The following is an 11,989-nucleotide window of genomic DNA, read 5'->3' on the forward strand; positions in this document are numbered from 1 at the left end:
GTTTATCAGGTGATTGTGCTACCGGCGACAGACTGTCTCAGCAACTCCTGAATAATCAGTAGGAATACTGATTATTTATCGTTATGCAGCGACTCATCTTCGCGGCAATCGCCTTCGGTACAGTGGCCATACAGATACAGGCTATGGTTCGTCAGCTTAATGCCAAACCGTGTCGCGATTTCACGCTGGCGTTGTTCAATTGACTCATCACTAAACTCAATGACTTTACCGCAGTCGAGGCAAATCAAATGGTCATGATGCTGTTGTTGAGTCAATTCAAAAACTGACTTCCCGCCCTCGAAGTTATGGCGCGTTACGATTCCCGCGTCATCGAACTGGTTAAGCACACGGTATACCGTGGCCAGACCAATTTCTTCACCCATATCGATCAGGCGTTTGTACAAGTCTTCCGCACTGACATGGTGGCATTCTGGTTCCTGAAGCACTTCCAGAATTTTCAGTCTTGGAAGTGTCACTTTCAGACCAGCCTTCTTCAATGCGGAGTTGTTGTCAGTCATGCAGTTTGTGTCCTGTTACTTTTGAAAAATGACTTTGGCAAGAAGCCCTGAAGTTTGGTTAATGACCTTATATTTTTTAATCCATTATAGAACTGATGCACCAAAATTGAAACTACAGCTCTTAAACACTCCCGGAGAAATGCCCACCGGACAAGGAACTGTCACAGAGAAAAAACAGACAGTTTGTTGTTCTCAGGTAACTTCAGTCTTTGTTCCCTGAACCCCTGAAATGTCCGTGTCTGTATTATATGCTGAAGAAATTAATGCGGGTGCTACTGGCCATCTTAGTCATTCCCGCAGGTGCTGAAGTTAACAGTACCACAACTCTGATGAAAAACCCTATTAAGCGTCGAGGATTTCTTTCAGTTGCAGCTCGTCTGACACCTGGTTCACCCACTGGCTGACTCGCTGACTGGTAAGCTCCGGCTGGCGGTCTTCATCAATAGCCAGCCCCAGGAAGTGGCTGTCATCCGCCAGGCCCTTGGAGGCTTCAAAATGGTAACCGGCAGTTGGCCAGTGACCTACAATTACGGCACCGTTTGGTTCGATAATGTCACGGATCGTGCCGAGAGCATCACAGAAATATTCCGCATAATCTTCCTGGTCACCACAACCGAACAGAGCGACCAGCTTGCCGTTAAAATCAATTTCTTCCAGGGTAGGGAAGAAATCATCCCAGTCGCACTGTGCTTCACCGTAGTACCAGGTCGGGATACCCAGCAACAGAATATCGAAAGCTTCCAAATCTTCTTTGGTACTTTTCGCGATGTCGTGCACTTCAGCAACGTCCTTACCCAATTGTTTTTGGATCATTTTTGCGATGTTTTCAGTGTTGCCGGTATCGCTGCCAAAAAAGATGCCTACGATTGCCATGTGGGTATAACCTCTTGAATCTTCAGATCAGATAATTGTAATTTCAGTACAGATATGCAGATGATAACAGACCTGTGTGGTGTGAGAAACTTGTAAACAGGCCAGATTTGCTCCTGAGTGCGGTTGTCCGAACCTAATCTTGTTTCAGTTGAGCCAGAATAATTTGTTCTATGAGTTCACTTCGACTCAGGTTTTGTTCTGCCGCCAGAGAGTTCAGAGCATCGACAATGTCACTGCTCATCTTGAGTTCAACCCGCTGTAGTCCACGGACTTTATCGCGTTTTAGCTGATTGCGTTTATTTATCCGCAATTGCTCATCCCGCGAGAGCTGACTGGTTTTGGGACGACCTGGCCGGCGTTCGTTGGCGAACAAATCGAGCGTAGTACGATCCGTATTTTCTTTTGCCATGATTTTTGAAACTGAACACCTGCGTTGTATCAGATACACGCAGAAAAATGATGAATGAACACAGTTATCATGTTAAAAGCACACGATAAAAATTTAGCGCGCAATCATACTCCAGTGCGATGAATGACGCCAATACTTATACAGTTTCACTCCGGAGTTTTCGCCGCCAGTGACAGAAAACGTTGTACCGCACTGATGACCGCCCGGGGTTTTTCTGCATGTACCCAGTGCCCGGCGCCGGCGACAATATGCGCTTTGGCCTGCGGGAACTGTGCCAGCAGTTCAGCCCGGTAGCGATTATCCAGATAGGGTGAGTTGCCACCTGCAATAAATAAGGCCGGGCCAGGCCAGGCAGGACAGGTTTTCCAGCCGGTGATGGCTTCATAATTGTCCCAGAGTACCGGGATATTAAATAGCCATTCCCCCTGGTGGAATGATTTCAGCAGAAAATTAATGACCATTTCATCATTAAGAACAGGGCGCATTAATTCTGCCGCAGATTCTCTGCGGGTAATACCGGCATCACTTACGATACGTAGTGCCGTAAAAATATCATCATGTCGCCTGACCGGATAATTTACCGGAGCAATATCGATCATTATCAGGCGGCGTACTCTGTCCGGGGCCAGCGCTGCCAGCGCCATTGCGATTTTTCCCCCCATAGAGTGACCAATCACATCCACCTGATCCAGTTGGTAGTGATCGAGGGTGTCTGCCATATCCTGAGCCATCGCTGAGTAATTCATTTCCGTGGAGCGGGGAGAGTGGCCGTGATTTCTGACATCCACCTGTAATACCCGGGTCAGAGGTTTCAGGCTGCGGGCCAATACCCCCAGATTATCCAGACTGCCGAACAGGCCATGTATTAGCAGGACCGGGGACGAATCTTCATCAATTTGCTCAGTTTGCAGACGGCTGTTTAAAATCATGGCAAAGTTCTTACAGTGGAAAGGCTTGCTTAGGGTATCATGGTTTAATCTTTCAGGAACTCAACGGCTAATCTTTAGGGCATTTTCTGACTTTTAGCGGAATCGCTATTCAGCCCTATCGGCGGGTTTGAGTTTAATTTTATAATCAACAGGTAAATTACCGCGCACAGAATCCCCGGAAATTTCCGGTATACTGATGTTTACAGGATTTTTACCTCAGTCATAACAGTACGGAAAAAGATGAAAACGATTGAAGTAGACGATGACCTTTATCGCTATATTGCCAGCCACACCCGTCATATTGGCGAAAGTGCCTCTGATATTCTGCGCAGAATGTTGAAAGTTTCTGAGCAGTTAGTTTCTGGTTCAGACCAGGGCAAGGGCGAAGCGGAAAAGGATGATGCACCTGCACTGGCTGCTGTGCGCAGTAACGTTCGTCCGCAGGATCGGGTTCGCACTGTACGTGAACTGCTATTATCCGATGAATATGCAGACCAGAAGCGTGCCGTTAACCGGTTTATGATGGTGCTGTCAACGCTGTACCGGCTGGAACCACAGGAATTTCAGTTGGCAACCACGACCATGCAGGGGCGTACCCGGGTCTATTTTGCGGGTGATGAACAGACACTTTTACAGAATGGTACACATACCAAACCAAAACATATCCCGGGGACTCCGTATTGGGTTATCACCAATACTAATACCGGGCGCAAGTGCAGCATGATTGAACATATTATGCAGTCAATGAAGTTCCCTCAGGAACTCGCTGATAAAGTTTGCGGTACAATCTAATCCGAACATAAGCGTTAGGGAGAAATGCCATGGCCAATCACCCAAGAGCAGGGCAACCCGCTCAGCAGAGTGACCTGATTAATGTTGCACAACTGGCATCACAATATTATGTGCTGAAACCGGATGTTGATAACAGTGAACATGCTGTTAAGTTTGGAACTTCCGGTCACCGTGGCAGCTCAGCCCGTCAGAGTTTTAACGAAACTCATATCCTTGCTATTGCTCAGGCCATTGCCGAAGAACGTAAAAAAAATGGTATTACCGGGCCTTGCTATGTCGGTAAGGACACACATGCGCTTTCAGAACCGGCGATCCTTTCGGTGCTGGAAGTACTGACAGCTAACGGGGTGAATGTGATTATCCAGCAGGATAATGGCTATACACCTACGCCCTCGATCTCTAACGCGATCCTTGAACATAATAAACACCACAGCTCACAGGCTGATGGTATTGTGATTACGCCGTCACATAACCCACCGGATGATGGCGGCATTAAATACAATCCACCTAATGGCGGGCCTGCTGATACTAACGTCACTAAAGTGGTTGAAGTGCGGGCCAATCAACTGATTAAAGAAGGTCTGCGTGAGGTCAAACGCTTTACTCTGAGTCAGGCTTACGACAGTGGTTTGATTAGCGAGCAGGATCTGGTACAGCCTTATATCGAAGGTTTGGCAGAGATCATTGACTTTAATGCCATTAAAAAAGCGAATCTGACGATTGGTGTTGATCCCCTTGGTGGGTCCGGCATTGGTTACTGGCCACGGATCGCTGAGCACTATCAGTTAAATATTACCCTGGTTAACGATGCCATTGATCAGACCTTCCGCTTTATGCACCTGGATAAGGATGGCGCAATCCGGATGGATTGCTCTTCTGAATGTGCGATGGCAGGACTGCTGGCACTGCGTGACAAATTCGATTTAGCGTTTGCCAACGATCCTGATTACGACAGGCACGGTATCGTTACCCCGGCGGGATTGATGAATCCCAACCATTACCTTGCGGTGGCGATTGATTATCTGTTCCGCCATCGTCAACAGTGGGCAGCCGATGTGGCTGTCGGGAAAACGCTGGTTTCCAGTGCCATGATTGACCGTGTCGTGAATGATCTGGGCCGCAAGCTGGTGGAAGTTCCTGTAGGCTTCAAGTGGTTTGTGGATGGGTTATTTGATGGCACCCTGGGTTTCGGTGGTGAAGAGAGTGCCGGAGCTTCATTCCTGCGTTTTGACGGCACGCCATGGTCAACCGATAAAGATGGCATCATCATGTGCCTGCTGGCTGCTGAAATTACCGCAGTGACAGGTCTGAACCCACAGCAGCATTACGACAATCTGGCGGCTAAATTTGGTTCTCCAAGCTATAATCGAATTCAGGCGACGGCCAGTTCCGCTCAGAAAGCTGTGTTGTCTAAGCTGTCTCCGGAGATGGTCAGCGCAGAAACGTTGGCAGGTGATCCGATTATTGCGCGCCTGACCGAAGCTCCGGGTAACGGTGCTTCCATTGGGGGGCTAAAAGTGATGACCAAAAACGGCTGGTTTGCCGCCCGTCCTTCAGGTACCGAAGATGCTTACAAAATTTATTGTGAAAGTTTCCTTGGTGCTGACCATCGCCAAAAAATCGAACAGGAAGCGGTTAAGATCGTCAGTGACGTTCTGAAAAATACCTGACAGTTGTGTCTGTTGTGAAGAAAGCGTCCGATGGGCGCTTTTTTTGTGCCTGAGTTTTGTATAAACAGAGGCTGTTGGTGGGAAGACGGGTCCTTTTGGATGGAAACCTGTCGCCGGATTCAGTAAAAAACAGTACAACAGAGGACTTTCTTCACTGGCATGATTATACTGTAAACCTGTACAAAAATATTAAGTGGTACAAGTTTATGGGTATTCCGCTAATCATTGGTGTCTTGTCCGGTGAGCAGAGTCACCTGATTGCAGAACGAAGCAAACAACGACTTCCTGGCGCATTTTGCCTGCAGCCTGTCACGGTGCACCAACAGGGCGACAGAGTTGAAATTCGTGGGGAAATTAATGACGTTACTCCGGGATTCGCCGACGGCCATGCACTGACAGTCAATGGCATCATCACAGAACACCCTTTACCCTCTGGATTTCCGACGGATATACCTTTCTGTAGTGAGAATACATTACTGGATTCTGATCAGCAGCATTCTTTTATCGCAGCCGTCTGCGCCGGTGCAGAATTTGATGCCCTGTGTGCTGAACCTCTGACCGCACACAAACTTATCCAGTTTCACAGCCGCTATAAAATGTTGTTACTGGCGCATTCTCAGCCTTTATACCGTGAGCTGGGGCCACTGGTCGCCGGAGTTACTGCCTGTAGCAGCCTGCAGGAGTTCTCACTACAGTATCGTCGTAAACTTATGCAGATACTGATGTTGCCGGCAAATCGTCGCGATAATACCAATGCCCTGATGCATATGCAGGGCTACTTCAGACCCTTTATTGCGGGAGAAAGACGTCGGCATCTGGCAGACACGATTGATCAATACCGGCGCGGAGTCGTGTCATTATCGGTAGCAATTGATGAACTGCGTGACTTACAGGCTGAATATCCTCATCCCTGGCTGGCTTCACAACGATTTTTATTCCCCTGGTTGCCTGACTCTCCGCCAAGGGAAACACCGCAGGAGATACCATGAAAACCCATTTTGTCTGGCTGAGAAATGATTTACGACTTCATGACCACCCGGCACTTTATGCCGCCTGCCAGGATCCGCAGGCACGGGTTATTGCGTTATTTATTGCCACACCGGGCCAGTGGCAGCAACATAATGTTTCCGGAAGACAACTCTCTTTTGTAGCAGATGCACTGCAATTACTCAGTGAGGAACTGCTTTCCCTCGGGATACCCTTGTTATATGCCACGGCAGACGATTTTACCGATAGTGTCAGGTGTCTAAACGAAATCTGCGTCAGCTATCAGGCGACACAGCTGTTTTATAATTATCAGTATGAACTCAACGAACAGCGAAGGGACCAGCTGGCTGAGGAGGTGTTAACTGAGAGTCATATTATCTGTCAGGGATTTCATGACGGAACGCTTCTGCCGCCTGGCAGTGTTCTGACCGGTAAGGGGACAATGTATAATGTTTACACCCCGTTCAGTAAAGCACTGAGTAAGGCTTTGTTAGCAGAGTTGCCGGAATGTTATCCGGCACCAGCAGCCAGGACCTTACCTAAGGATATGACCGCAGATACCATCCCGTCACTCAGCCCGCACAGTGGTGATTATGACCGTCAGCTATTCCCGCCAGGCCATCGTGCAGCATTGCAACGGTTACGTGCTTTCAGCCAGCACAATATCCTGAATTATGCCAGGGAGCGTGATTTTCCGGCATCCGATGCGACCAGTTGCTTGTCTCCTTATCTGGCGACCGGGCAAATATCCGCCCGCCAGTGTCTGTACCGTATTCTTCACGACCACCCGCATGCGCTTAGCGAGGGACCAGAATCGGTCTGGTTGAATGAACTTTTCTGGCGTGAGTTTTACCGTCATTTGCTGGTGGCTTATCCACGGTTGTGCCAACATCAGCCATTTACTGACTGGACGCGTCATATCCAATGGCGACAGGATGAAAAACGATTGCTGGCCTGGCAGCAGGGTAATACCGGCTTTCCGATTGTTGATGCCGGAATGCGACAACTGCGGGAGACCGGTTGGATGCATAATCGTCTGAGAATGATTGTTGCCAGTTTTCTGGTCAAAGATCTGCTGGCAGACTGGCGCGAAGGTGAACGCTATTTTATGACTCAATTACTGGACGGTGATCTCGCGGCAAACAACGGAGGCTGGCAGTGGGCTGCTTCAACAGGGACAGACGCTGCTCCTTACTTTCGGATTTTTAATCCGCAGCTCCAGGGAGAACGGTTTGACCCGCAGGGAGATTTTATTCGCCGCTGGGTCCCTGAGTTGTCCATGATTCCGGGAAAAGAAATTCATGATCCGCAGCGCTGGGCAAAAAAACAGCAGGTGACTCTGGATTATCCGTTACCCATTGTCGATCACCGACAGGTACGGCAGACTACTCTGCAGGCATTTGAGGCCGCACGACGTGGTGGAACATCAGTACAGGAAAAAAAACATGAATAATACCCTGCTTGAACAATTGATTAATCAGCAACTGAACAGCCAGAGTTTCAGTGATTATGCCCCAAATGGTATGCAGGTTGAAGGTCGCAGTGAGATCAAACGAGTGGTGACCGGAGTGACTGCCTGCCAGGCTTTACTGGATGAAGCTGTCCGTTTACAGGCTGATGCACTGATTGTCCATCATGGGTATTTCTGGAAAAATGAATCTCCTTTAATTAAGGGAATGAAGCGCCAGCGATTACGAACATTACTGTTGAATGACATCAACCTGTACGGCTGGCATTTGCCACTGGATGCCCATCCAGTATTAGGAAATAATGCTCAACTGGCGAAACTTCTGGGTATTGTTCCGGAAGGGGAAATTATACCTCTGGTGACTTATGGCCGGCTGGAAACTCCGCTTACCGGAGAGGAACTTGCTTTACTGATTCAGGAGAAACTCGGACGTACCCCGTTACACTGCGGGGATAATGCACCACAGATTATCCGGTCAGTCGCCTGGTGTACCGGCGGAGGCCAGGGTTTTATAGATGATGCTGCGGACTACGGTGTGGATGCATTCATCAGCGGAGAAGTTTCCGAAAAAACAATTCATACTGCACGTGAGCGTGGATTGCATTTTTTTGCTGCTGGACACCATGCGACCGAGCGTGGCGGTGTGAAAGCGCTTGGTGAATGGTTAGCAAAGACACAGGGACTGGAAGTGATTTTTGTGGATATTGATAATCCTGCCTGATTCTTCGCCCTGCCAGGGGAGAGAGCCACTCTTACAGGCGAAGCTGACCCCCGGCTTCGCCTTTTGCCACACCGGTCCACATTTTTAACACATTTTCCCGCATTTTAACGGCAAGGATGGCCTGTTTCCGGAGGTTAAAATTTGCTGTGAATCAGACCACTAATTAAAATTATTGACACTTCTCGCCGGGTTGCGGATAACGTAAGCAACAGATCTGTTCAGTGCGGTCATTCTGGCGCAGGCCGGCTGCCGTCTCAGAGTCAGGTCGTAAGGATCTTAGTGGAGGCAGGGTAGTGCAGCAAATCAGATTTTATATGCTGGGTGAGCAGGCCGCGGTTATGGAATTGTCCCCTCCGGTGACGCTCGAAGCCCAGCAACGGATATGGGGCTTAGCTCGTCGTCTTTCTTCGCTCGAAAAGGTACGTGAAGTCGTGCCTGGCATGAATAACCTGACGGTCATCTTCCATGATATTCCTGATGATGTCAGTGCGCTGTTACTGCAATTAAATAGCTGGTGGGAGGAGAGTGAGGTGGAGGTCCCGCCTTCGCGCACTGTGGATATTCCGGTCATTTACGGCAAAGAAGCCGGGCCGGACCTGCAGGAGGTCGCCCGTCGCTGCCAGCTTTCAGCCTCTCAGGTGGTTGAACTACACAGTTCAGCCCTTTACACCGTGTATTGCATCGGTTTTCAACCGGGTTTTCCTTATCTTGCCGGACTTGATCCTAAAATTCACTGCCCGCGTCGGGATGAACCCCGTGTTGCTGTCGCTGCAGGAAGTGTCGGAATCGGTGGCAGCCAGACGGGAATTTATCCGCTGGTGGCGCCGGGAGGATGGCAACTGATAGGCAGAACCACTGTGTCACTGTTTATGCCGCAACGTACGCCTCCGGTTCTGCTTGCTCCGGGAGACCATGTACGTTTTGTTCCGCAAAAGGAGGGGCAATGTTAACTGTCATTCGTGCCGGGATGGCGACATCAGTACAGGATGCCGGACGCCCGGGCTACGGTCAGTCAGGAATCAGTCTTACCGGTGTGATGGACAGACCGGCGATGGAGACTGCAAATCTGCTGGCGGGCAATGCCGCTGATAGTGCGGTGTTAGAAATTACGCTGGGGCAGTGCCAGTTTCGCTTTGAACGTGACAGTTGGTTTGCTCTCACCGGGGCTGGTTGTCATGCGGAACTGGATGGCAAAGCAGTCTGGACCGGCTGGAGAATTCCCGCCAGGCAAGGGCAGGTTCTGACATTAACCCGCGCTATCCGCGGGGTTCGTAGTTATCTGGCCGTCAATGGCGGATTCGATATTCCGCCGGTGATGGGGTCATGCAGTACAGATGTGAAAGGTGGTTTTGGGGGCTGGCAGGGCAGATATCTTCGCGACGGAGATATGCTACCGCTTAATTTACCTACGCGTAATTTTTCGAAGAGTGTCGGTGTCAGGCAATTACTGTGGGGGAACCGCATCCGTGTGCTACCAGGACCGGAATACCGGGAATTCAGCCGGGAAGCGCAACAGGCGTTCTGGAGAACCGGCTGGGTACTGTCACCGCAGAGCAACCGGATGGGGTACCGGTTACAGGGGCGCACCCTGCAACGCAGTAAACCAAGAGAGTTACTATCGCATGCGGTCATTCCTGGCACCATTCAGGTGACCAATGGCGGGCAGCCTGTGGTTCTGATGTCAGATGCACAGACCACCGGCGGATATCCACGTATCGGGGTGGTTATCTCTGCCGACTTATATCATCTGGCGCAAATTCGTCCGGGTGAACCGGTTCACTTTATTTACTGTACGTTAGACGAAGCCAGGCAGGCGAAACAGCACCAGCAGCATGCCCTGGATATGATGAAATGGGGACTTATCGGTTCATGAAAATAGATTTAAATGCCGACCTTGGCGAAGGCGGTAAATTCGATCAGCAGTTATTGCAACTGGTGAGCTCAGCCAATATAGCCTGCGGTTTTCATGCCGGAGATGCTCAGACGATGTTGCAGTCAGTGCGCTGGGCGAAAGAGTATCAGGTAAAAATCGGTGCTCATCCCTCATTTCCTGACAGGGAAAATTTCGGCAGGACAGCCATGACACTTCCACCGGCTGACATTTATGCACAGCAACTGTTCCAGATTGGCGCATTACAGGCAATGGCTGTCAGTGAGGGAACCCGATTATTCCATGTGAAACCTCATGGTATGCTGTATAACCAGGCCGCCCGTGAGCCTCAACTGGCAGATGCCATTGCTCGTGCTGTGGCGGCATTCGACCCACAACTGGTACTGGTTGGGCTGGCTAACAGTGAACTGATTAAGGCGGGTCGCCACTATGGCCTGACTACCCGTGAGGAAGTCTTTGCTGACAGAGGCTATACTGCCAACGGCCAGCTGGTACCTCGTGGGCAGCCCGGAGATTTGCTGAGCAATGCTGAGCAGGCTATCGCCCAGACACTGATGATGGTCAGCCGTGGAGAAGTTGTCGCGGTGAGTGGAGAACGGGTCAAAGTGAAAGCTGAAACAGTTTGCCTGCATGGTGATGGTGAGCATGCTCTGGAATTTGCCCGCGAACTGAAACATGCCTTTCAACGCGAAAACATTAGTATTTCTGCATAATAATGTCTTCGCTGGTTGTCAGACATTGCCGGCAGGGAAGCCGGAGTTTGGCGGGTATCCTCAATTAATGCTATGATCAATAAGCTAATTATTCAGACAGAAGGTCTTATTATTTTGTCCAACCCTTAAATGGCCCGATAAAATTCAGGAGCAAATAATGGCTGAACAACAAAATTTTCTCAGCGAACTTACCGGTTCTTTTTCCTCTCCCTGCAATGAAAATCCGACTGTGGCAATGATGGAGGAGGCTTATCGACATCAGGGTATCAATGCCCGCTATATTAACTGCGATGTCGGTAAACACCAGCTGGAAATGGCTGTTGCCGGAGCGAAAGCGATGGGATGGCGCGGGTTCAATTGTTCTATTCCAAATAAACAAGCCATTTTGAGTTACATTGATGAGGTGGGAACATCGGCCAAAGTTATCGGCGCGGTTAACTGTGTCATTATCCGTAAGGGTAAGCTGACGGGAGAAAACACCGACGGTAAAGGATTTGTGGAAGCACTGAAACAGCAAATTGACCCGGAAGGTAAAAAACTTGCTCTGCTGGGGGCCGGAGGGGCAGCGCGGGCTATAGCGGTTGAATCAGCCCTGGCGGGCGTCAGCGAAATCACCATCATTAATCGTGATAAAGCTAAGGGTGAGGATTTGGCTGAACTTATCAATGCCAATACCGATGCGACTGCGACCTACGTTGAATGGTCTCCCGGACTGAAGGTGGATAAAAATTTCGATATTCTGGTGAACGCCACGTCAGTCGGGCTTGATGATGCTGAAGCCATGCCGGATATCGATACCGATAGCCTGTCTGAGGAATTATTTGTTGCCGATGTTATTCCTAATCCACCGCAGACAGCTCTGTTGCGAGCGGCTTCCGACAAAGGCTGTCGGACGCTTAACGGGTTAAATATGCTGGTGAATCAGGGAGCATTGAATCTGGCTTACTGGTTTGATACCACAGCCGATAAAGCACCGATGCGCAAAGTTCTGCAAACACTGTTTACCGGCTGACAGAAA

13 protein-coding genes are annotated in these 11,989 nt (G+C 49.7%); 9 read left to right on the forward strand and 4 right to left on the reverse strand.

The window, feature by feature from the left end:
- Positions 1 to 71: 71 nt before the first annotated feature.
- From fur to ybfF, 4 genes are all read right to left on the reverse strand, one after another.
- A complete protein-coding gene (gene fur, locus B3Z23_RS12295) occupies positions 72 to 518 on the reverse strand; it encodes a ferric iron uptake transcriptional regulator (protein WP_038019128.1) in 447 nt (148 codons plus the stop codon).
- 342 nt (positions 519 to 860) lie between these two features.
- Positions 861 to 1,391 carry a flavodoxin FldA gene (gene fldA, locus B3Z23_RS12300; protein ID WP_294910394.1) on the reverse strand — a complete coding sequence of 177 codons (531 nt, stop codon included), beginning with the start codon at positions 1,389 to 1,391 and terminating at the stop codon, positions 861 to 863.
- A gap of 133 nt (positions 1,392 to 1,524) precedes the next feature.
- Entirely contained in the window at positions 1,525 to 1,800 is a 276-nt protein-coding gene (gene ybfE, locus B3Z23_RS12305) for a LexA regulated protein (RefSeq protein WP_294910396.1), read from the reverse strand.
- A 146-nt stretch (positions 1,801 to 1,946) separates the two neighbouring features.
- Complete coding sequence (gene ybfF, locus B3Z23_RS12310; RefSeq protein ID WP_294910399.1) at positions 1,947 to 2,729, reverse strand: esterase; 783 nt, start codon at positions 2,727 to 2,729, stop codon at positions 1,947 to 1,949.
- Between the two features lie 240 nt (positions 2,730 to 2,969).
- Here ybfF and seqA point away from each other — a divergent pair, with 240 nt between their 5' ends.
- The 9 genes from seqA (at position 2,970) to aroE (ending at position 11,983) form a co-directional block, all read left to right on the forward strand.
- On the forward strand, positions 2,970 to 3,521 hold the full coding sequence (gene seqA / locus B3Z23_RS12315; RefSeq protein WP_294910400.1) for a replication initiation negative regulator SeqA: 552 nt from the start codon (positions 2,970 to 2,972) through the stop codon (positions 3,519 to 3,521).
- A 29-nt stretch (positions 3,522 to 3,550) separates the two neighbouring features.
- Positions 3,551 to 5,191, forward strand: coding sequence for a phosphoglucomutase (alpha-D-glucose-1,6-bisphosphate-dependent) (gene pgm / locus B3Z23_RS12320; protein WP_294910403.1), 1,641 nt, complete (start codon positions 3,551 to 3,553; stop codon positions 5,189 to 5,191).
- 206 nt (positions 5,192 to 5,397) lie between these two features.
- Positions 5,398 to 6,180, forward strand: a complete 783-nt coding sequence (locus tag B3Z23_RS12325) for a YbgA family protein (protein WP_294910404.1) — start codon at positions 5,398 to 5,400, stop codon at positions 6,178 to 6,180.
- Entirely contained in the window at positions 6,177 to 7,631 is a 1,455-nt protein-coding gene (gene phrB / locus B3Z23_RS12330) for a deoxyribodipyrimidine photo-lyase (protein ID WP_294910407.1), read from the forward strand. Before B3Z23_RS12325 ends, phrB begins: the two co-directional genes overlap by 4 nt.
- Positions 7,624 to 8,367 (forward strand): type 2 GTP cyclohydrolase I, encoded by a 744-nt coding sequence (locus B3Z23_RS12335; RefSeq protein ID WP_294910409.1) that lies wholly within the window; start codon positions 7,624 to 7,626, stop codon positions 8,365 to 8,367. The genes phrB and B3Z23_RS12335 overlap by 8 nt, the downstream gene beginning before the upstream one ends.
- A gap of 293 nt (positions 8,368 to 8,660) precedes the next feature.
- Entirely contained in the window at positions 8,661 to 9,317 is a 657-nt protein-coding gene (gene pxpB / locus B3Z23_RS12340) for a 5-oxoprolinase subunit PxpB (RefSeq protein ID WP_294910411.1), read from the forward strand.
- Entirely contained in the window at positions 9,311 to 10,240 is a 930-nt protein-coding gene (pxpC, locus tag B3Z23_RS12345) for a 5-oxoprolinase subunit PxpC (RefSeq protein WP_294910414.1), read from the forward strand. The genes pxpB and pxpC overlap by 7 nt, the downstream gene beginning before the upstream one ends.
- Entirely contained in the window at positions 10,237 to 10,971 is a 735-nt protein-coding gene (pxpA, locus tag B3Z23_RS12350; protein WP_294910416.1) for a 5-oxoprolinase subunit PxpA, read from the forward strand. The genes pxpC and pxpA overlap by 4 nt, the downstream gene beginning before the upstream one ends.
- A gap of 157 nt (positions 10,972 to 11,128) precedes the next feature.
- A complete protein-coding gene (aroE, locus tag B3Z23_RS12355; protein ID WP_294910419.1) occupies positions 11,129 to 11,983 on the forward strand; it encodes a shikimate dehydrogenase in 855 nt (284 codons plus the stop codon).
- Positions 11,984 to 11,989: the final 6 nt, after the last annotated feature.

It is taken from the genome of Tatumella sp. UBA2305 (assembly GCF_002345795.1).
Lineage (GTDB): Bacteria > Pseudomonadota > Gammaproteobacteria > Enterobacterales > Enterobacteriaceae > Tatumella > Tatumella morbirosei.

What these genes read in the sequence shown, in the direction of transcription:
- pxpC (WP_294910414.1), top strand. Translation starts at nt 9,311, where the DNA reads ATGTTAACTGTCATTCGTGCCGGGATGGCGACATCAGTACAGGATGCC.
- ybfF (WP_294910399.1), bottom strand. Translation starts at nt 2,729, where the DNA reads ATGATTTTAAACAGCCGTCTGCAAACTGAGCAAATTGATGAAGATTCG.
- seqA (WP_294910400.1), top strand. Translation starts at nt 2,970, where the DNA reads ATGAAAACGATTGAAGTAGACGATGACCTTTATCGCTATATTGCCAGC.
- B3Z23_RS12335 (WP_294910409.1), top strand. Translation starts at nt 7,624, where the DNA reads ATGAATAATACCCTGCTTGAACAATTGATTAATCAGCAACTGAACAGC.
- aroE (WP_294910419.1), top strand. Translation starts at nt 11,129, where the DNA reads ATGGCTGAACAACAAAATTTTCTCAGCGAACTTACCGGTTCTTTTTCC.
- phrB (WP_294910407.1), top strand. Translation starts at nt 6,177, where the DNA reads ATGAAAACCCATTTTGTCTGGCTGAGAAATGATTTACGACTTCATGAC.
- pxpA (WP_294910416.1), top strand. Translation starts at nt 10,237, where the DNA reads ATGAAAATAGATTTAAATGCCGACCTTGGCGAAGGCGGTAAATTCGAT.
- pgm (WP_294910403.1), top strand. Translation starts at nt 3,551, where the DNA reads ATGGCCAATCACCCAAGAGCAGGGCAACCCGCTCAGCAGAGTGACCTG.
- B3Z23_RS12325 (WP_294910404.1), top strand. Translation starts at nt 5,398, where the DNA reads ATGGGTATTCCGCTAATCATTGGTGTCTTGTCCGGTGAGCAGAGTCAC.
- fldA (WP_294910394.1), bottom strand. Translation starts at nt 1,391, where the DNA reads ATGGCAATCGTAGGCATCTTTTTTGGCAGCGATACCGGCAACACTGAA.
- ybfE (WP_294910396.1), bottom strand. Translation starts at nt 1,800, where the DNA reads ATGGCAAAAGAAAATACGGATCGTACTACGCTCGATTTGTTCGCCAAC.
- fur (WP_038019128.1), bottom strand. Translation starts at nt 518, where the DNA reads ATGACTGACAACAACTCCGCATTGAAGAAGGCTGGTCTGAAAGTGACA.